Origin of the sequence: Herbiconiux liukaitaii (genome assembly GCF_041927495.1) — a bacterium.
Taxonomy (GTDB): domain Bacteria; phylum Actinomycetota; class Actinomycetes; order Actinomycetales; family Microbacteriaceae; genus Herbiconiux; species Herbiconiux liukaitaii.
Genome location: NZ_JBHFHG010000008.1, coordinates 219,420 through 238,268 on the forward strand (window position 1 = coordinate 219,420; position 18,849 = coordinate 238,268).

23 protein-coding genes are annotated in these 18,849 nt (G+C 65.0%); 16 read left to right on the plus strand and 7 right to left on the minus strand.

Annotated features, from left to right (window positions below; genetic code table 11):
- The first annotated feature begins 78 nt into the window (after positions 1 to 78).
- Complete coding sequence (locus ACEXQC_RS17545; protein ID WP_374825336.1) at positions 79 to 1,392, plus strand: UDP-glucose dehydrogenase family protein; 1,314 nt, start codon at positions 79 to 81, stop codon at positions 1,390 to 1,392.
- Positions 1,393 to 1,395: 3 nt separating this feature from the next.
- On the opposite strand, the gene ACEXQC_RS17550 is transcribed toward ACEXQC_RS17545, so the two are convergent.
- Positions 1,396 to 1,737: a hypothetical protein gene (locus tag ACEXQC_RS17550; protein ID WP_374825338.1), complete on the minus strand. Its 342-nt coding sequence runs from the start codon at positions 1,735 to 1,737 to the stop codon at positions 1,396 to 1,398.
- 37 nt (positions 1,738 to 1,774) lie between these two features.
- Here ACEXQC_RS17550 and ACEXQC_RS17555 point away from each other — a divergent pair, with 37 nt between their 5' ends.
- The 5 genes from ACEXQC_RS17555 to ACEXQC_RS17575 all read left to right on the plus strand — a co-directional run bounded on the left by ACEXQC_RS17555 (position 1,775) and on the right by ACEXQC_RS17575 (position 6,906).
- The gene (locus ACEXQC_RS17555; RefSeq protein WP_374825340.1) at positions 1,775 to 3,514 is read left to right on the plus strand and encodes a DUF4012 domain-containing protein; all 1,740 of its coding nucleotides are present in this window, start codon (positions 1,775 to 1,777) and stop codon (positions 3,512 to 3,514) included.
- Between the two features lie 104 nt (positions 3,515 to 3,618).
- Entirely contained in the window at positions 3,619 to 4,164 is a 546-nt protein-coding gene (locus ACEXQC_RS17560; RefSeq protein WP_374825342.1) for an LPXTG cell wall anchor domain-containing protein, read from the plus strand.
- A gap of 407 nt (positions 4,165 to 4,571) precedes the next feature.
- On the plus strand, positions 4,572 to 4,853 hold the full coding sequence (locus ACEXQC_RS17565; RefSeq protein WP_374825725.1) for a helix-turn-helix transcriptional regulator: 282 nt from the start codon (positions 4,572 to 4,574) through the stop codon (positions 4,851 to 4,853).
- Between the two features lie 455 nt (positions 4,854 to 5,308).
- On the plus strand, positions 5,309 to 5,974 hold the full coding sequence (locus ACEXQC_RS17570) for a hypothetical protein (RefSeq protein WP_374825344.1): 666 nt from the start codon (positions 5,309 to 5,311) through the stop codon (positions 5,972 to 5,974).
- A gap of 80 nt (positions 5,975 to 6,054) precedes the next feature.
- Positions 6,055 to 6,906, plus strand: a complete 852-nt coding sequence (locus tag ACEXQC_RS17575) for a GGDEF domain-containing protein (RefSeq protein WP_374825346.1) — start codon at positions 6,055 to 6,057, stop codon at positions 6,904 to 6,906.
- 101 nt (positions 6,907 to 7,007) lie between these two features.
- Here ACEXQC_RS17575 and ACEXQC_RS17580 read toward each other — a convergent pair whose 3' ends face one another.
- From ACEXQC_RS17580 to ACEXQC_RS17590, 3 genes are all read right to left on the minus strand, one after another.
- Entirely contained in the window at positions 7,008 to 7,499 is a 492-nt protein-coding gene (locus ACEXQC_RS17580; RefSeq protein WP_374825348.1) for a hypothetical protein, read from the minus strand.
- Positions 7,500 to 7,651: 152 nt separating this feature from the next.
- Positions 7,652 to 7,987: a hypothetical protein gene (locus tag ACEXQC_RS17585; RefSeq protein WP_374825350.1), complete on the minus strand. Its 336-nt coding sequence runs from the start codon at positions 7,985 to 7,987 to the stop codon at positions 7,652 to 7,654.
- Positions 7,984 to 8,196: a hypothetical protein gene (locus tag ACEXQC_RS17590; RefSeq protein ID WP_374825352.1), complete on the minus strand. Its 213-nt coding sequence runs from the start codon at positions 8,194 to 8,196 to the stop codon at positions 7,984 to 7,986. The genes ACEXQC_RS17585 and ACEXQC_RS17590 overlap by 4 nt, the downstream gene beginning before the upstream one ends.
- A gap of 582 nt (positions 8,197 to 8,778) precedes the next feature.
- Here ACEXQC_RS17590 and ACEXQC_RS17595 point away from each other — a divergent pair.
- The gene (locus ACEXQC_RS17595; RefSeq protein ID WP_374825354.1) at positions 8,779 to 8,982 is read left to right on the plus strand and encodes a hypothetical protein; all 204 of its coding nucleotides are present in this window, start codon (positions 8,779 to 8,781) and stop codon (positions 8,980 to 8,982) included.
- A gap of 297 nt (positions 8,983 to 9,279) precedes the next feature.
- Here the strand turns inward: ACEXQC_RS17595 and ACEXQC_RS17600 are convergent, their stop codons facing one another.
- Positions 9,280 to 9,705, minus strand: a complete 426-nt coding sequence (locus tag ACEXQC_RS17600; protein WP_374825356.1) for a hypothetical protein — start codon at positions 9,703 to 9,705, stop codon at positions 9,280 to 9,282.
- A 306-nt stretch (positions 9,706 to 10,011) separates the two neighbouring features.
- Here ACEXQC_RS17600 and ACEXQC_RS17605 point away from each other — a divergent pair, with 306 nt between their 5' ends.
- The 6 genes from ACEXQC_RS17605 to ACEXQC_RS17630 all read left to right on the plus strand — a co-directional run bounded on the left by ACEXQC_RS17605 (position 10,012) and on the right by ACEXQC_RS17630 (position 15,574).
- On the plus strand, positions 10,012 to 11,019 hold the full coding sequence (locus ACEXQC_RS17605; protein ID WP_374825358.1) for an endonuclease/exonuclease/phosphatase family protein: 1,008 nt from the start codon (positions 10,012 to 10,014) through the stop codon (positions 11,017 to 11,019).
- A gap of 73 nt (positions 11,020 to 11,092) precedes the next feature.
- Positions 11,093 to 11,818 carry a hypothetical protein gene (locus tag ACEXQC_RS17610; RefSeq protein ID WP_374825360.1) on the plus strand — a complete coding sequence of 242 codons (726 nt, stop codon included), beginning with the start codon at positions 11,093 to 11,095 and terminating at the stop codon, positions 11,816 to 11,818.
- Positions 11,819 to 11,978: 160 nt separating this feature from the next.
- On the plus strand, positions 11,979 to 12,416 hold the full coding sequence (locus ACEXQC_RS17615; RefSeq protein WP_374825362.1) for a helix-turn-helix domain-containing protein: 438 nt from the start codon (positions 11,979 to 11,981) through the stop codon (positions 12,414 to 12,416).
- Positions 12,417 to 12,463: 47 nt separating this feature from the next.
- Positions 12,464 to 13,129, plus strand: a complete 666-nt coding sequence (locus ACEXQC_RS17620) for a PIN domain-containing protein (RefSeq protein WP_374825364.1) — start codon at positions 12,464 to 12,466, stop codon at positions 13,127 to 13,129.
- A gap of 320 nt (positions 13,130 to 13,449) precedes the next feature.
- A complete protein-coding gene (locus ACEXQC_RS17625; RefSeq protein WP_374825366.1) occupies positions 13,450 to 15,153 on the plus strand; it encodes an ABC-F family ATP-binding cassette domain-containing protein in 1,704 nt (567 codons plus the stop codon).
- Positions 15,116 to 15,574, plus strand: a complete 459-nt coding sequence (locus ACEXQC_RS17630; RefSeq protein ID WP_374825368.1) for a putative immunity protein — start codon at positions 15,116 to 15,118, stop codon at positions 15,572 to 15,574. The genes ACEXQC_RS17625 and ACEXQC_RS17630 overlap by 38 nt, the downstream gene beginning before the upstream one ends.
- A 178-nt stretch (positions 15,575 to 15,752) precedes the next feature.
- On the opposite strand, the gene ACEXQC_RS17635 is transcribed toward ACEXQC_RS17630, so the two are convergent.
- Entirely contained in the window at positions 15,753 to 16,553 is an 801-nt protein-coding gene (locus tag ACEXQC_RS17635; RefSeq protein WP_374825370.1) for an alpha/beta fold hydrolase, read from the minus strand.
- A gap of 80 nt (positions 16,554 to 16,633) precedes the next feature.
- Between ACEXQC_RS17635 and ACEXQC_RS17640 the strand changes: the two genes are divergently transcribed.
- From ACEXQC_RS17640 to ACEXQC_RS17650, 3 genes are all read left to right on the plus strand, one after another.
- Complete coding sequence (locus ACEXQC_RS17640; protein WP_374825372.1) at positions 16,634 to 17,197, plus strand: TetR/AcrR family transcriptional regulator; 564 nt, start codon at positions 16,634 to 16,636, stop codon at positions 17,195 to 17,197.
- Positions 17,198 to 17,345: 148 nt separating this feature from the next.
- Positions 17,346 to 17,597: a hypothetical protein gene (locus tag ACEXQC_RS17645; protein ID WP_374825374.1), complete on the plus strand. Its 252-nt coding sequence runs from the start codon at positions 17,346 to 17,348 to the stop codon at positions 17,595 to 17,597.
- 67 nt (positions 17,598 to 17,664) lie between these two features.
- Complete coding sequence (locus tag ACEXQC_RS17650; RefSeq protein ID WP_374825376.1) at positions 17,665 to 17,880, plus strand: hypothetical protein; 216 nt, start codon at positions 17,665 to 17,667, stop codon at positions 17,878 to 17,880.
- 80 nt (positions 17,881 to 17,960) lie between these two features.
- Here the strand turns inward: ACEXQC_RS17650 and ACEXQC_RS17655 are convergent, their stop codons facing one another.
- Entirely contained in the window at positions 17,961 to 18,782 is an 822-nt protein-coding gene (locus ACEXQC_RS17655) for a hypothetical protein (RefSeq protein ID WP_374825378.1), read from the minus strand.
- Positions 18,783 to 18,849: the final 67 nt, after the last annotated feature.

The following is an 18,849-nucleotide window of genomic DNA, read 5'->3' on the forward strand; positions in this document are numbered from 1 at the left end:
TCCGATGAGGCCAAGTGATATGAATAGACGTGTTCGCCACAACGCCGTGGATTAGTCGACATTCGGATGGGGAACGTTGTGAAGATTTCGGTGATCGGTTGTGGGTACCTCGGTGCGGTCCACGCGGCAGCAATGGCAGAGCTCGGGCACGACGTTGTTGGCGTCGACGTCGATGAGAAGAAGATCGCCTCGCTGTCCGTGGGCGAAGCCCCATTCTACGAACCGGGACTACCCGAGATCCTGACCTCGGCCCGGGAGACTGGGCGGTTGCGGTTCACTTCGGACATGTCAGAAGTGAAGGGTGCGAAGGTCCACTTCATTGCTGTGGGTACCCCACAGCGAAAGGGTGAATACGCAGCCGACTTGACTTACGTCAATGGAGCAGTGGACGCGCTTCTCCCCTACCTTTCCGAGGGAGACCTCGTCGTGGGTAAGTCGACCGTGCCGGTGGGGACTGCAGCCCGTCTCGCTGCGGTGGTGACCGATGCAGGTTCGGGCGCCATGCTGGCATGGAACCCGGAGTTCCTTCGGGAAGGCTTCGCGGTCAAAGACACCATCAGCCCGGACCGGCTCGTCTATGGCGTCGCGCCCGGGGAGGTTGGTGAGAGTTCCAAGGCGCTTCTCGACTCCATTTACGAAAAGGCCCTTTCCGAGAACACGCCCCTGGTTGTAACGGACTATGCCACTGCAGAACTCGTGAAAGTTGCCGCAAACGCATTCCTCGCGACGAAGATCTCATTCATCAACGCAATGGCGGAGATTGCCGAAGTGGCCGGAGCGGACGTGACGCAGTTGGCCGACGCAATCGGACACGATGCACGGATCGGAAGGCGATTCCTGAATGCGGGAGTTGGTTTCGGGGGCGGTTGCCTCCCGAAAGACATTCGTGCTTTTTCGGCACGCGCAGAAGAACTTGGGCGTGGCGAATCCGTGGCGTTCCTCAAAGAGGTAGATGCCATCAACCTTCGTCGCCGCCAGCGTGTGGTCGATATGGTGCGCGAGTCTCTAGGTGGAGAGGTCTATCAGAAGAAGGTCGCTGTTCTAGGACTGGCGTTCAAACCTGACTCGGACGACGTTCGAGACTCGCCGGCTCTCGATGTCGCCGTGCAGCTGCACGGGCTCGGGGCCGAAGTTGTCGCATCCGACCCGGAGGCGATCGAGAATTCTCGCCGACTGCATCCTCAGCTCCTTTTCACGGAGAACGTCGAATCAGCTTTGCGTCACGCAGACGCGGTCGTGATCCTCACGGAGTGGAAGCAATTCCGTGAACTCGATCCAGTGTTGGTCGGACAGATGACGAAATCAAAACTCGTGATCGATGGTCGAAACTGCCTTGATGCTGAAGCCTGGCGCGCGGCTGGTTGGACCTACCGAGGAATGGGTCGGCCCTGACCTTCAGGCTCGCTCTGGTTGAATGGGGCGCGTGAGCGACGACAACGACGACTGGATGCGGCACTGGGAGCCGGGGGAGCGACCCAGGTCCCGGCGCAGGAGCAGTAGCTCGGGGTCGTCGGAGACAGGTGAAAGTTCGTCGTCCGAGTCTTCATCGGCCGTGTCTTCGTCGTCCGAGTCCTCCTCCGCCAGGTCGCGATCGTCGTCTCGTTCCTCGGGTTCAGGATCCGGCTCGAGGTCATCCGGGTCGTCGTCTGGATCCCGCTCGGGCTCGTCGCGATCGCGGTCGCGATCGGGATCGGGGTCGTCGAAGAGGCGCCGCAGTCGCCGGCGTACCCGTCGCATCGTCGGGTGGTCGATTGGCGGCCTCGCCATCCTCCTGGTGGCCGGAGTCGCCTGGATCGGCGTGCGGGGCTACCTCGCCGCCGAGGAGCTGCAGGCGGCCGTGCCGCTCGCGTCACGCATCCAGAGCGAGTTCGCCTCGGGCGACGTCGAGAAGGCGACAGCCACATCCCAGCAGCTCGTCGATCACGCCCGAGCGGCAGCCGACCTCACGGGTGATCCCGTCTGGCGACTCGGTGAGCTCGTACCGTGGGCCGGGCCCAACCTCACCGCCGTCCGTCAGGCAGCCTCCATCACCGACTCCGTCGCGAGCGACGCCGTCTATCCGCTGGTGTCGAACGTCTCCGACATCGGCGTCGACAGCTTCCAGCCGGTGAACGGAGCGGTCAACCTCGAGCCCCTCGTGGCCGCGCAGCCCACCGTCGCGTCCGCGCGCACCGTGCTCTCCGAGGCGGCTACCCAGGCTCGCGCCATCGAGACTGACGGCACCATCGACCTGATCTCCGAGGCCGTCGGCAAACTGCGCGATTCCGTGGTCGAGGCCGATGGTCTCATCCAGGGGGTCGACCGTGCAGTCACGCTCATCCCTAGCATGCTGGGGGAGGATGGAGACCGCAACTACCTCCTGCTCTTCCAGAACCCAGCCGAGCTCCGCTCCGGCGGCGGCATCACGAGTGCTCTGGCGCAGATCTCCACCACAGCCGGATCGGTCAGTCTCACGCAGCAGGCCTCGGGATCCGATTTCCGCTACGCCGATCCCGTGCTGCCGCTGCCGGCGGAGTCGGAGGCGCTCTACGGCGATCGTGCCGCCAGGTTCGTGCAGAACACCACTCTCGTGCCGCAATTCGACCTCAGCGGGCAGATCGCGGCCACCATGTGGGCTGATCGTTTCGGCGTGCAGACCGACGGCGCCATCGCCTTCGATCCTGTCGCGCTGAGCTACCTGCTCGAGGCCACTGGACCCATCACCCTCCCGAGTACCGGGATCGAACTCACGAGCGAGAACGCCGTGCAGTTCCTCCTAAGTGACGTGTACGCCCAGTTTGAGGAGCCGGAGATTCAGGACGCTGTTTTTGCGGAAGCAGCAAGGGCAGTGTTCGATCGCGTCTCGTCGGGCGACCTTGACCCGGCGAAGCTAGTCGCCGCCCTGGTGCGGGCCGGTGAGGAGGGGCGTTTCAAGCTTTGGAGCTCTCACCCCGAGGATCAGGAGGTGCTGGAGAACACGTCCCTCGCGGGCGGGTTGCCCAGCACGGAGGCGGGCTCGACTGGAATCGGTGTCTACCTGAACGACGCCACCGGCGCGAAGATGGACTACTACCTCGACACAGCCGTCGCGATCGAAGGCTCCCAGTGCCGAGCGGATGGGCGACCTGTAATCCGAGTCGAAGTGACCCTGACGAGCACGGCGCCCGCCGACGCGGGAACAGTTCTGCCGGCCTATGTCACCGGCGGAGGGAGCTACGGGGTAACCGCCGGTAACGTCAAAACAATTATTTATGTGTACGGGCCGGAGGGTGTGAACCCCGACGAGGCCGTGCTCATCAGCGACATCGACCCCGGCCTCGAGGGTGCCGAATTCTTCAGCGCACGCGATCAGAACCGCCTGGTTGCAGGGTTTCCGGTCGAATTGGCGCCCGGTGAGAGCCGCACGGTCGTTGTCGAATACGTCGCTCAGACCGGTGATTCGGCGGATGTTACGCCCGTCATCACGCCCGGCGTGAACCCCACTGTTTACTCAACAGAAACAAAGGGGCCTTTCACAGACTGCGAAGTCGAGTAGCATAGCTAAAGATTCATCTGCATCACCGACATCGTCTGTCAGTCGCATGTCGCGGTTTGCATGCGATGAACCTCTTCAAAATATCAAGGGTGGGGAACTCTAAAATGATCAAAAAGACTCTCGCGGGCGTTGTGCTCGCCGTACTCGCGGTCTTCGCCGTTCCGGCTGCCGCACAGGCTTACGTCCCGACGCCGCCGCCTGGCGTGACCGTCGGCCCCGGTGGCACCGTCACCGTCAACTTCACTGGCTTCGAGCCCAGCGAAGACGTCTCCTTCACCCTCACGGGTGAGAGCGCCGCCTCCGCCACGCTCGCTTCGGTCGTCACCGCAGTCGAGACCGGCCCCGCGCTGGTCAAGTCCGCCGACGCCAACGGCGCCGTGTCCGTCAAGGTCACGCTTCCGAAGAACGCTTCGGGCAGCTACACGCTGACCGCGACCGGCCTCAGCTCCGGTGCCGTCGCCAACGCCTTCATCACCGTCACGGGCTCCGGCTCGGGTTCCGGTGGCGGAACCGGTGCAACCGGTGGCCTGCCCAACACGGGTGCCATGGACCCGGCTCTCGGCCTCTGGGCCGGTGGCGGACTGCTCGCCCTCGGTGCAGCGTTCGTGATCGTCCTCACGGTCGTGCGTCGCCAGAAGGCTTCCGTCTAACCAACATCTCCCGCAAACGCCCGAGTAACCGGGGCCCCTGCCGCACTGCGGTAGGGGCTTCGGCGTTTAAAGAGTCCGTGCGATTTAGTCGCTAAATGCGGACTCGTGGTCGGCGATCGGCGGCGGCTCGCGCTGGACCCGGGCGCCGACAAAGAGGTGGACGCTTTGGGGTGCGTGCTACCCACAGCTCATCCGAGCAGTCGTTGGAACATGCGTTCCATGGGCGTTGCAACTCTTCGCCGCGAAGCCGGACGCCGCAGTTGCGGCAGCGGTTGGAGGTGAGAGTGCGAGGTATGTGCGGCATAGCGATTCCTCTCGACTGTTATGGCTAGCCAAGTGTGATGGATAGCCATAACAGCCGCAATGAGTAATTCCACTGCACTGGGTGGGTGTCTGATCTCAGCCCTGTGCCCGAGCCCGACTTCGAAGCGTTGCGGGCGGAGCTTGCTCGACTTCGACATGAGCGAGGGTGGTCATACGACCAGCTTGCTGCTCGGTCTGGGGTAGGCCGGGCGACGCTGGTTTCGATGGAGTCAGGTAAGCCCCGGCGGAATCCGGAGAAGCCAGCATCTCGCGGCAGCCTCGAGTCCTGGTACCGGGTTGCCCGTGCCTTCGACGTCGACCTCGGAGATCTGCTTCGACCGCTTTATGGCGACGCCTCGTCTTTCCGCGAGGCCCCTCCGTTGTGAGTGCGGACTCAAGCGGACGTGGGGTGGGTGATCGGTTCGAGCCATAGGCATCGGGCCTGGCGGGAGCCCGCGCAGCGGGCGGGGGACTATGGTTCGAACCGAAGCCCACAGTGATCACCCACCCCACGTCCCCCCGGGCAACAAGGCGGCAGCCAAGCCCGCGGAACTCTACGCCGAGGCCCGAACTCCCGAAAGGCCCGAGCCGGCGCCGACACCGGTGCCTACGGTGGCCGCATGGGACTTCTAGCACTGCTCATCGTCATCGGTTGGTTCATGGTCGGCGGCTGGCTCTCGAGGCCGAATATCGACATCCGCCTCACTGACCCGCCCCAGGACACGCACGTCAGATAGGGCCAGCGACCCGGGCCCGCCCTCTGCGTTGGGACTCAGTGTCCAACTTGTGCGAGATTTCGCGAGCGCAGTGCGTACTCTGAACTCCAGGGGGTGGGTGCGATATGGGGCGCAGGGAGCGGCTGGTCTTCTCGGTGGTGGGCGGCTTCGTGCTGGCGATGATCCACGCCATAATCTTCGCGACCGCCGCCGAGAGGGGTGAAGCGGCTAACTGGTGGTTGGTGCTCGGCTTGTGGGTGGTGATGAGCGTTGTGGGCACCGTTGTGGTCGTCGCCTGGCAGTTGGTGGTGTTCGGACGGGCGCAGCGGGCCCTCGCAGCGACGGCCGACGCTCGGTTGATCGCGTTGACCGCCTCTCGTCCCGGTTACTTCGGTTTCAGTGCTCTGCGCGCGGAGGGTCTAGCGGAGGAGGTGGAGAGCCTCAGCGGGGGAGTGATGGGGGATGAGCGGGGTATTGCGTGGTTGCTGCGGGAAGACGTGATGGAGCTGTGGGTGCTCGAGGAGAAGCCCGTGCTGGTGGGGGTGTTCTCGGGGGCTGACGTGGAGTCGATCTCGTATGGTCCCGCGGGTCGCGGGCGTCGCGTCATCGCGCTCAACGCTGTGGTGCGTGACGGGGAGTCGACGCGGACGCTCACCATGGGTGTTCTGCCTCTCTCGCGGCGTTACACCACCGAGAACGGGCGTGCCGCGTTCAGGTCGATGCTGGAGGCGGCGCTCCGGGAGGGCGTTCTGCCTGAGGGGGAGCTCGATGCGACGCTCCTGAAGGCATGAGCATGCGGGGGATCGCGCCGTTTTCGTGGGTGACTGCTGCGCTGGGGTTCGTGATCGCGGGGAGTGGGTTCCTCGATGCCATGACCTCGACCGCCGGCGGCGGGTTCGGCAGCGGGTGGACGTGGATGTGGCTGGTGGTGTCGCTCGTGGTGGCGCCGCTGCCGTTGCTGCTCGGGGTGCGGGCTGTGCGGGTGATCGGGCTCGGGGGTGCGTGTCTGTTCTTCGCGGTGACGTCGCTGCAGGTGGCTATCTCCACTGCCCCCGTCGGTGTCGTGAACAACCTCGTGCTGTGGCCGATGCTGGCCTGCTACCTCGGCTGGTCCTTTCGCCGGGTGCTCGCGCGGCTCGTGACCGGGCTGGCCTTCGGTGCGTCGGGGATCGCGCTGATCGTCAACTCGCAGGATCTGATCTTCATCATCTGGCTGAACCTTCTGCTGGCGTCGGTGTTCTGCCTCGAGGCGGCATCGTTTCTGCGGGTGCGGCTCGACCGGGAGATCAGCACCGATCCGCTCACCGGGGTGCTCAATCGCACCGGGCTCGACGAGCGCATCGAGGTGGAGCTGGGGCGGGCTACGCGCACCGGGACGCCGTTGACGATCGCGATCCTGGATCTCGATGACTTCAAGAGGATCAACGACGAGCGGGGGCACTCGGCCGGGGATCGGTTGCTCGTGGAGTTCGCGGGGTCTCTGGTGGCGCGGGCTCGGCCGTTCGATTCGGTGGTGCGGATCGGGGGAGACGAGTTCTTGCTGATGCTGCCGGCGATGGATACGGCGCAGGCGGCGGAGCTGCTGGAGAGCATGCGGAGCGCGGTGCCGGAGCGCTGGTCGTACGGGCTGGCCACGGGCACGGCCTCGGACACGGCGCACTCCATCCGGGACCGCGCCGACAGTGCCCTCTACGCCCAGAAGCAGCACCGCAAGCGCCTGTAGCGACGTGGGCGCGTCTGGATCGGGTGAGGGATGCGTCGCGGGACAGAGCGTCTCGACGATCGGCAATCAGCTCGACGGGTCGCGAACCTGCGTCAACGACCTCACTTGGACAGTGGCGAGAGTTGTCGTCCAGCCCGATCCAGGGGGGCGCTGACCGTCAGGACGGCGGGGTCGGAGAGGGCCTCGTCGTCGTACCTCTCCCGAAGCTGTGCCGTGTAGGTGACGGTCTCGGGTTGGTCGCTGTCGAATGTGATGAAGAACAGATAGCTGTTCTCCGTGAACGCTGAGCGGGGAGCGAAACGCTGGTTGTCTTCGCCGTTCGGGACTGTGCCCCGCCACTCTCCGCTGCTTGTGAGCTCAACGGTATTGTCTTCCGCATCCGTGGAGACATCAAGGTAACCGAACCTGCGTATCGCTGAGGATCCGGCCGGGATCGTGAGGCGGAGTGTGACAGTTTCGCCGAACTGGGTGCTGTCCGAACCGAGCCATTCGACTCGGGCGAGTGGTGTACCGGTGGCCCGCGCGGGCGAGACTACGGCCACGGCGAGCACCGGCGCAGCCCAGGCCGCGTGCAGAAAAGTACGTCGTTCCATACGGGACAGCATGCCCTACCCGCGGCGGCTCGCGCATGTTAACGCCGGTTGGGAAGTAGGCCACTGGTGCCGGGCCGGTGCGCAGGATTCTTCGCACTGGTGCATTCGGTGCGGCTCTGGTCGGTGGGGTCCCATAGCCCCTGGCATTCCGCCTACTCGCCGGACCGAATGGAGATCGACCCCGCGATGAGTTCCATGTAGTCACCCGTCTGCAGGCGCAGCATCAGCCAGTTGCCCAGTGGGTGCTCCGCGTAGAACTCTGCTTGGTACACGCGAGAACTGCCACCCCATGGCTCGAATCGTGTGAAATTGAAGGACAGAACTTCCGCCGCATCAACGAACAGAGGGTCCGCCCCACTTGTTTTCATGAGTGCTGTCTTCTTGTCCCAGTCCATCGAGATCAAGTCCAGCGTGCAATCTTGCAGGAGGATCGCTTCTTTGGCCGAGAACGAGCAGCCACGGTGGCGTGACCGGAGCGCGTGGGTCACGAGCCTCGCGAAGTACGGACGCTTTTCAGCCATTTCCAGCCGTGGGTTCCGGCGACCACGAGAGTCGCGGCAGTCAAGATGATGAGAGCCGCCGGCAGCCACGGGTATGGATTGGTGAACGTTGCATGCCCGACGATGTAGCTGGCGAAGCAGATGATGAAAGCCGCTCCCCAGAACAAGCCGACGATCTTCCAGGCAAGCATCATCATCGAAGCTTGCCTGAAGTCGGCTCTCCGAGGGAAGAGTCGAGCGTAATCAACGTCGAGATGACCATCCCTAACCGAGCAGACTTCAGAGCCTAGGGTCTGGCAGGATCACGGGGTGCACGTCGCCGTCGCCACGAAAAACGAACCACCCCTGTATCGACGTCATGTCTGTCATTGCGATCGGTAGTCCAGGTCTGCCCGCGAAGCCGGGTCCTGCCCGATGGGCGGTGCGCCTTCGAATGAGTGCAGGACATCGATCCAATCGCCTGCATCGAGTCCGTCGGAGACGTCAGTCCTGAGGTGTGTTCATGGAGATCTGGCCACGGCGCTACGTGATCGAGACCGTGTCGGTTCCTGAGACGGCGAGACTGATTCCTGCCCGAGGGGTGCGGGTGACCTCTGATGAGGAGACAGATCCACGCGCGTCTGCCATCGATCTGTCCATCGATCCGCCGCAGGAGCGACGTCGGCCTTCGCTCACCGGCTGGCTCGTCGACGTCGACGAGGGCGCATAAGACGACCCTCTGGACGCATGCGTGAATCTGCGTGGGAGCCCACCTCGTCATCACCGAGTAGGTTCAGAAGATGGGGGAGTTCACAATCTGGCCCGGGCTGATGCTCGGCGTCGTCGTCATGGCTGTCGGGGTCGTGCTTGTGCTGCGACGTCAGACCATGTCGGCGCGATCGCCGCAGGGTTCGCAGTGGCATCTGTCGGAGCGATTCGTGCTTGTCGGCGGAATCGTGCTGGTGGTGGCCGGCGCCTTGGTGGTTATAAGCCGGTTTCTCTGAGCTGTGCGGGCCTGGTGGTGATGGAGCGGCTATCGGGTGTTCTGATCGAGCACGTTCAGATACCAGCGATCGGAGGCTCCCATTGAAGACCGCTACTCGCTCGAAGCCGTTGCGCTCGTAGAGCAGGCCGCGAGTCCACGTTCTAGGAGGTCTTCGGGGCCCGCGACGATATCGGATCCACACCGAACCGACGGATATAGAGCTCGCGCAGTTCCTGGAGTTGTTCCCGTTCTCGATCACTGATCGGGTCGGCTTCCCCTGCGGCGATGCGACTCTGCAAGCTTCTCGCCGGCTTGCTCATTTTGCTGTATTTACCCACGGGACCAACCTCCTCCATCCACTATTTTCCCTGGGCTCGGTAGTGGTGTCTACATCGGCAAGATCCTGCAGGTTGTTGATGGTTCGAACGACCATGGCGAACTCGGTCTCAGTCGCCTCGACAGAGAGAGCAGTGAGGGCATCGTTAGCCACTTCGCGGTCGGTGTGGTTAGTGGAATCCGCCCGGGCGAGCGCCCATTCCGCTCGTTTCCACCACTGTTCGCGCGCAGCATTGTCCTGAGCGATGCGCGCTGATCGGAAGGCGGGGAAGAAGGCGATCGATGCGGCCACGACGGCGAAGGCACCGGCCAGCGGAGGGCCCACCAGCATCTCTCGCCACAGGTCGTCGTCGATGACGAACGGCGGAAGAAAGCTGCGCACACTGAACCCGATGACGGCGCCCACGACGCCGATCGCGGCGCATGGCCATCGCCGCGTCGACCACGCCCCGAACTTCGCCACTCGAATCACAGACCCAACTTAGGGAGTCGACGCTAGGGCGGGAGTCTCGCGCCCGAATGTGTGGAGAACACGCGGGCTGTGGAGACCGGTTCTTGCTGCTGGCGCCGATGGGGGGTGGCTCAGGCGGCGGAGGTGCTGGACAGCAGTGCAGGGCCATCGTCACGACAGACGGGCAGCGCGCCCACACTCCGTACTAGACGGGAAGGAGTCAGGCGTCCCTCCCACTTCTCTTCGGTAGGGTCGGGCGGCATGTGGGGTCGGGTTGTTGTTCTTGTTGTGGGGGCTGGTGCTGCGCTGATCGTGTGCGCGCCGGGGTTGTTCGGGCTTGAGCGGCAGCTCGTGTTCGCGCAGCTCATCGCGTTCCGGGGGCTTCTTGCCGTGGGGTTCGTGGCGCTGGGCGTGGTCGGCGCGGTGGTGTTCTGTGTGCTGCGGGGTCGGGCCCGCAAGGCGCGTTCGGTCGTCGGCGGCCTGGCTGCGATAGCGCTGCTCGCGGGGGTCGCGAACGTGGCGGTGCTGGCGGGGCGGGGCTTCGGGCCAGGAGCAGAACCCTCGGCGGTCGCCGAGTCTGACGACCCCGCCACGAGCATCCGTGTTCTCACCTGGAACACCTACGACACGGTCACCGCCGACGAGATCGCCCGCGTCGCCCTCGCCCAGAGCTCAACGGTGCTGACGCTGCCCGAGACCTCGCGCACCACGGCCGAGGCCGTTGCCCGGGTCATGGATGCCGCGGGTCGGCCCATGCAGGTGTTCGCGGCGGAGCGCGGTGACCCGTCGGATACTCCACCGACGGCGCTGCTCGTGTCGGAGGAGCTCGGCGACTACGAGGTCACAGACGAGCTCGGCGATACGGGCAGGATGCCGAGCGTCGTGGCGCGCCCCGCCGACGGAGCCGGCCCTGTGCTCGTCGCGGCGCATCCGATGCCCCCGCTGCCGGCGATCATGTCGTCGTGGCGCAGCGACCTCGACTGGGTGCTGTCGCTCTGCGACGAGCCCGACCTCGTTCTCGGCGGCGACCTCAACGCGACGCTCGATCACCTCGGCTCCCTGGGCGGATGCTCGGACGCGCTCACAGAGGCGGGTGCCGGTGCCCAGGGCAGCTGGCCCACGTCGCTGCCGCCACTTCTCGCGGCCCCGATCGACCACGTGCTGACGACGGGCGACTGGCATGCCGTTGCCTCGGAGGTGCTCAGCGCCGAGGACTCCGTCGGCAGCGACCACCGCCCGGTCGTCGCGATCCTGAGCCTCCGCGACTAGAACGCACCGGCTCGATGCCCTGAGCGTCTGAGCTACAGCACACGGGCATGTACCCATGAGGCAGACTGCTGCCATGGATCTCTCGCGTGCATCCGACGCTGAACTCGAGCGGATCGTCTTCGACCGTGGTCACTCGGCTCAGATGATCGAAGAAGCGACGAACGAGATGAAGCGTCGGCGGGATCGTTCCGATGATGCACTTGCGGCGAGGTCGTCGCTTGTTCCAGCTGGCGAGCAAGCGCTTCTCTCGGATGGCAGTTCTGTGACCGAACGGGACCCGGAGAAGAGTGAAGATCCGGGTGCCGGACCCAGGAAGACGAGCGGGCTGGTGCGCAGGATTCTTCGCACCGGTGCGTTCGCTGCGGCTCTGGTGGCTGTGACGATCGTAGGGACGATTCAGGTGATGGGTCTGCAGCCATCTCGCGAAACTCCGGTGACCCCCAGCGCATCGACTCCTGCCTCGGCCTCTTCATTGGACCTATCCAGCGTGGACATCTACTTCAGCGGACCGCAGCGGCCGGAGGATCAGATGGCAACGGCTTTGCCCTCCATAGACCCGGAATCGACTCGACGGCTCGACTCTTCGGGAAATGCTGCTGGCGGAGGTTTCTGGCTTGCGCGCTCGGTCAGTGGCCAGTACTGCGCGATCCTTGCGGGAGGTGCAGCAGGCGCCGGTTACAGCTGGACCTGTACCGTCACTGCTGTATTCCCCGAGGCCGGACTGCGCCTTGCCAACGAGGATGTTCAGGTGACGTGGACGCGGGAGTCCGTGTCAGTGGAGCCGCCGGGAGCTCCGTAACGCGCCAGCACCCTCAAAACGGCCCTGTGCTGTCGCACACCTCTCTGGGTCGCGTGATCTTTACGGCAAGCAGGATTGCGCTTACACTTGCAAACGAAAGCCGATTGGTTAGCATCTTCAACAGAAGAGAGCAGAGCCTCGGCTTAGCGAAGGAAAGATCATGACTGTCGCAACGTCAGCGCGCCCATCGATGACGATCACTGATGAGCTACGCGCCGAGGCTGCAGGAGTCGTCGAGCAGGTCGGCGATGAGATGTTCGCCGGTGTGACGATCACAACGGGGACCGGCAAGAGCATTCAGGTGCCGGCTGGCCTTGCCGAGGTCCTCGACTCGATCGTGCACCGGATGGTGCAGGGCGGCCGTGTGGTGTTGGAGTCGATGCCCGAGCTGTTGACGACGTCAACCGCTGCTGATGTGCTCGGAGTCTCTCGCCCCACGCTGGTGAAACTGATCACCGACGGCAAGCTCCCCGCCGTTATGCGAGGCACGCACCGGCGGGTGCGCTGGAGCGACCTGTCAGAATTCCGTCAGGCGCGCGAAGCTGAGCGTTCGGTTGCCATCAACGAGTTGCTCCAGGCTGACTTCGGCGGAGAGTAACGCATCACTCATCGCGAGGTGTCCGCGGATCCCTCTATCGTGATCGGATGCGAGTACCTGTCGTCTTCGTGGACGCGAACGTCCTGTATTCGAAGACCCTTCGGGACTGGCTATTCCTGCTTCGGAAAGAGACCTGCGGCGACATGTTCACGGTGGCGAGTTCCAACGACGTCATCGCTGAGGTTCTGTACTGGATTCGGAAGAACAACTCGGGTGGTCCGGGGCACCTCACGGGCAACGCGAAGGAGTTGATCGAGGCGTCTCTAGACGAGCTTGTCCGCGATTTCCCCGCAGGGATGGTCTTCCCTGGAGACGACACGCACGACACTCACGTCTATGCCGCATCGATTACGTGCGGAGCCACCTACCTGGTTACCGATGACGCGGGGTTTCACGACGTATCGGATGAGTTGCCCTACGAGGTGCACTCCGCCGACTCGTTCTTACAGCTGATCGCAGAGAATGTCCCGCAGGCCGTCGACAACGTGATCCGAACGCAGATCGCCTACTACGCCAACCGGAGCGGCAGCAAGACGCTGAGTGAGGCTCTTGTCTCCGCGCATTGCCCGACGTTCGCTGGGATTGTGCGTCGACACCTGCAAGCGATGAGCACAGGCGACATGACAGCTGGCATCGCCGCGAGCGTGAGGCCCGTCTCCATCGAGGATGCAGCCAAGACGCCAGCCGTCACGGTGCTGCCGCTTCAGCCATAGCCTGCCTCCTGGCCGGCCCGTGATAGAGGCTCGTGTTGCGATTACCACATGCCGTCCACATGGACCAGCGGCCTGCGATGGTCGTCTAGGCGGGAAGCTGGCCGCCTCATGGACGTTCGATTGCGAGCGGCGGAGGCGGCATCGTACGATCGAGGGGTGCACTTGTTCTTCCTCTGATGGCTGAGTAAGGCCCACCGCGCTCGTTGAGTAGATCCGAGCCTGCGGCGGCCGCTCGTTCTCGACCCTCGTGGGTCGCTTTCATCCGCGCACCCTCCCTTGCCTGTCGCAGGCTCGCTGGTGCGTCGCCTCGAAGGATTCGCATGCTCACCCCTACCAACCATCTTCCGGCGGTCCAGCGCGCCCAACTCATCGCCTCCGACATCTCTGTGATGCGCGGCGCTGTCCGCGTCCTGAACCACGTCGACCTCACCCTGACGTCCGCCTCCCGAGTGGCGATCGTCGGGGAGAACGGGCGGGGAAAATCCACCCTGCTCCATGTGCTCGACGGCACGCTCATTCCTGATGCCGGCACGGTGCAGCGCACCGGGACACTCGGCGTCGCGGAACAGGAGATGCCTTCGAGCGGCGACCGGACCGTGGGCGACGCCATTGCAGAAGCGATAGCCGAACCGCTCGCTGCGCTGGCGTCGCTCGATGATGCTGCCCGTGCATTGTCGGCCGGGGCTGCCGGCGCTGGTGAGCGTTACGCTGCCACGTTGGAGCATGCCGAGGTGCTCGACGCGTGGGATGCCGAGCGTCGGGTGCAGATCGCGCTCGAAGCACTCGACGCCGAGACCGATCCGGCTCGGCTGCTCGCTGAGGTCTCGGTGGGCCAGCGGTACCGCGTGCGGCTGGCGTGTCTGCTCGGCACCGACGACGACTTCCTGCTGCTGGACGAGCCGACGAACCACCTCGACCGATCAGGCCTCGAGTTTCTGAGCGCTCAGCTCCGGGCCCGTGCCGGCGGAGTCGTCGTCGTCACGCACGATCGCGCGCTGCTCTCGGACGTGGCGGAGACCATCGTCGATCTTGACCCGACACCCGATGACCGCGTGCGGGTGTACGGCAACGGGTACGCCGGGTATCGGGAGGGCCGGCGGGCCGAGCGTCAGCGGTGGCAACAGGAGTTCGACCGGCAGCAAGCCGAGCAGGCCCGCCTGCAGGACAGCCTGAGCTCGGCGCAGAACCGTCTGGTTTCAGGATGGCGGCCGGACAAGGGTTCCAACAAGCACGGCCGTGCGACCCGTGCGGGCGGGCTCGTGCAGAGCGTGCACCGCAGGCAGGAGCAGCTCGAGGCGCACGCCGTGACGGTGCCGGAACCGCCCCTGCACTTCCGGTTCCCTGATCTGCCGACCCGGACTGGCGCCGTGCTCCTCAGCGCAGAGAGCGTCAGCGTTGCCGGTCGGTTGGCCTGCCCCGTGTCGTTCTCGCTCTCGCACCGCGGCCGGCTCGTCGTGACCGGCCCGAACGGGGCCGGAAAGTCGACGCTGCTCGGTGTGATCGCGGGCGAGCTGCACCCCGATACCGGTTCGGTGCAGGTGCCGCAGAGTGTTCGTCTCGGGTTCCTTCGCCAGGAGACGGACCTGCCGCCGCATCGGCGGGCAAGCGAGCTCTACGCCGCGCACGTCGACGCGCTCGTCGCGGCTGGGACGCTTTCTGCGTCGGAGGCGGTCGGGCTCTCGCAGCTCGGGCTCCTGCGCGCGCGGGAGTCGAGTCAACGCATCGGTGAGTTGTCGATGGGGCAGCAACGCCGGCTCGACCTGGCCCTGGTGCTCGCGGCGAGACCGCACGTGCTGCTGCTCGACGAGCCCACCAACCACCTGTCGATAGCGCTCGTCGACGAACTCACCGACGCCCTCGGTGCGACTCAAGCGGCCGTGGTGCTCTCCACGCATGACCGGCAGCTGCTCCGTGACGTCAACGACTGGCCGGCGCTGCGCCTCGGCCCGATCGCGGAGAGTGGGGCGATCCTGAGACGATCTAGGAGTGAGCGGCGAGACGAAGGTCCGGTGGGCCAATCCTGAGCCTCCGATCCATCGCGCGATCGCGCTGTGGGCGGCGAGGTGCGCAGAGCGAGTGCTGCCGATCTTCGAGGAGCAGCGACCGGGGGATGAGCGGCCGCGGGCGGCGATCGCCGCTCTCCGCGCGTGGGAACGCGGGGAGCTTCCGATGACGGCTTGTCGCACTGCCGCGTTCGCCGCTCACGCGGCTGCGCGCGACGCGACCGAGGCGGGGTCGACGGCGGCCGCCGTGGCCGCTGCTCGGGCTGCCGGTCAGGCGTGCGCGGTAGCTCACATGTTCGACCACTCGCCGCACGCCGCCGCCTACGCGGCGAAAGCCATCGGCCTCGACGGCGGCGGCGAGGTCGCGCGGGAAGCTGAGCGCGCCTGGCAGTGGGAGAACCTGGCTCCCGAGCTGCGCTCGATCGGCTTCCCCAAGGGCTGAGTTCGGGACAGCTTCCGGCGATGTCAGAATTGTCAGGTGGTCGTGGACAAGATTTCACTGGGCCGCGACCGGCAGAGAGAGCGAGTAACCAAGCTTCCTGGGCCCATGAGCCAATGGAGCGTCGCGGCGAGGCGGATCCCACTCAGCCGCTGGTTGCGCCCTTTGCCGCAGCCGCCCCTCAGGCCGCAAAATCAGTGAAGAATACGGCTGCTCGTGATGCCCACGTCTCGATATCGCTCGTGGTGGTGGACGTATGGAGAGAACTGGCCGAAAGCGCATCGCGGAGACTCTGTGCGGTGCTGACAGGGTGACCGGCGTCGGTTGTCCAAGCGAGGATGAGTGTGGGGATGGCAAGCGCGAGCAACTCGGCACGGACAGGCAGATCTGAACGACCGGCACCGCGAAAGACCGAGGGAAGTAGCGAGAACGGTGGCGTTGGGCGTCCGGGGTAGTGCAGGGTCTCGGCGAAGATCGGCGCGATAGGTGTCTTTGCGAGAAGCGCGAGGAACTCATCCCCAGTCACCTGCTCGACCATCTGCGCGAGACGCTCGTACAGGATCCCCTGGTCCGCTCTGGTCTCCCACGCTGTGGGTGGAGCGCCGAGTACGATCGCGGCGAAACGGTCAGGCGCGAGCATCGCAGCCGAGAGGACCGTTCCCGTCCCCATCGATATTCCCATGGCGCGAACGGGCTCGTGAGGCGAGAAGTGGTCAGCGATGGCGAGAAAGTCCTTCGCGAGTTCGTCCCATTGATAGGTGTGCGGCTCGGCCGTTCCGGTTGAATCCCCGTGGCCACGGGCGTCATAGGAGATGACTCGGTAGCCGGCATCGACCAATCCGCCCGGCTCGATCACACCGAAGGTCCCAGCCGAGTTCCGACTCTGCGCGAGCCCGTGTGCATTGATCACAATGGGCCCTTCTCCTTCGTCGGTGTAGGCGATCTGCACGTCGCGAATGGTGAGGCGCCTGGTGGTTTTCATGGCAATCACACTTTCTCTCGGAGTCCCGCCAACCGAATGGTTGGAGCGTACCCCAACTATATGGTTGGTATGCTCCACAGGTGGATACTGCGGGAACTCGACAACGAATCTTGGACGCCGCGGTGGCTGAGTTCGCCGAGTATGGCTTCGCTGGTGCCCGCGTAGACCGGATCGCCTCAGTGGCGCGGGCGAACAAAGAGCGGATATACGCATACTTCGGCGATAAGCAGGAGCTGTTCAGAACAGCCGTGCGAGTGGCTGCAGCCCAGGCGAACCTGCTTACAAGTGATCTTGCAACAGAGTTGCCGAGAGCCGCGGGCGACCTGTTCGATGCCGCCATCTCGAACCCGCCGGTAGTGCGACTCCTTTCGTGGGCTCGCCTCGAGGGGTCACTGCAGGTCGGAGACGACGACCTCGACGAATACCGGAACAAGCTTGGCCAGATACGAGCTGGTCAAGAAGCGGGAGTGATCGATCCCGGATGGGAGCCGGCAGATCTCCTGGCCATCGTCCGGGCGCTCGCATCGACGTGGAGCAGCGCCCCGCCAGGCCTCCGGCAACTGGCTGAATCCACTGGACCGGATGTCGGGGGCAGGCGTTCCGTCATCGAAGACGCGATCCGGCGCCTCGCCGCACCGCAATAGCGTCCGGGCAGACCTCGTCTCGTCGACCGGCGGGAGGGGCTGTAGGCGGAACGCTCGGTCTGAGGCCAGAGTGGGGGCATGTCGCTACTGCACGAGGTGATCGAGGGACTCAACGACCTCGGGGCCGGCTGGGCATCCGATGAGTAGGGTGCATCGACGCTGGCCGAAGCTCGTCGGCATCGTTCTCATCGTCGTGGTGAACTTCGTGGTGTGGGGAACCTGGGTGGGCCGATGCGATGACTACGCGCCGGCGGTGTCGGCTCGATCCACTTGCGTCACGGAGCCCGCCGTCGGTCTCCCCGGCGCCATACTCATCGCCTTCGTCAGCGTTGTGGCGATCATCGCCTTGGTACGCGGCCTGGTGTCGACGCGTCAGGACGGCCTCACCGCGTCTCGCTGAGGCTGCCCGCCAGACGATCCCCGAACGGGTCGTCGACAGATGTGGCTCGCCGTGCCACACTCAGGGCGTGAACGCCGATCGAAAGATGCAGCTCGTCAGCAGCATTGCGGTAGTCACGGGCTCGCTGCTCATCGTCGGCGCCTCTGTCGGATGGTTCGTTTCTGGAGAGTTGAACCCCATCCTGACGTTCTCTGGTGTCCTCGTGGCGCTGTTCGGCGTCCTGTACGGATTGCCGTCGAACATCAGGGCCATCCGCAGAGCGATGAAGGACGACGACAGTTAGGGCTCGGAGGTTGTCGAGCGCGACTTCTTCGGCACCGAGCGATGGCGCGGTCTTGCGACCTGCGAGGACAGGCTCGCCGGCTAGCTGATCTGGGGCTCGGGGCGTTGCAGGCCGGTGTAGGGCTCGAGGCGTTCGAGGAACTCGGCGCGGTCCTGCTCGGATAGGAGGCCGTTCGCGCCGTAGCTGAGGCTGATGGTGTTCTCCTGCCAGCCGTTCGCTGTTGAGCCGGCGAAGCGTTCACGCATCCGGCCGTCGGAGTCTTTGGAGAGGTCCTGGAAGGTGAAGGCGAGCCACTGACCGGTGGGCCCGAGCGACATTCCCGAGACGATGACCTGGGTGGCGGGGGTCGGTCCGCCGAGATCGCGGATGCGGTCCTGCTCCGTCATGGGTGAGCTGTCCTGGGCCAGCCGAGGAGGGCCGTATCCGTAGCGCGCGGTGACGTCGCCGATGATGTCGATCGCGCGCTGCTTCTCCTCCCACGTCTCCGGCACGGTCGTGCTCTGCGACGTGGGGGCGTTCACGACCGAGAGCATCGAGGGCCCGCCGTAGTGGTTCTCTGTGGGGAAGAGCTGATCCGCCGTGGACTGACCGGCGGGTGGCGGGGCCCACTCGAGCCCGAACTCAGCCGAGAGCGCTTCGCGGATCTCTCTGACCATGGCCTCGCCCTCGTCGATTCCCTCCTCGAGGGTGGGGCCGGCCAGGACCTCCTGCGAGTCGACGTCGGCGGATCCGGGATAGTCGCGCCAGTGCACCGTGCGCTCCGACCCGTCCGGGGCGGACTCGATTGTGACGACCCCGCGCGCGTCGGTGATCGCGTAGGTGGCTATGGCTGCAGCGGGGACGCCGACGAGGAGGCATCCGAAGGCGATGAGACCGCCGATGAGCCAGTTGCGAGAGCTCATGTGTGGACCACCGTGACGCGCCTAGGTACCTGCATGGCCCTAATCTACCTATATAGAGTTGTGAAAC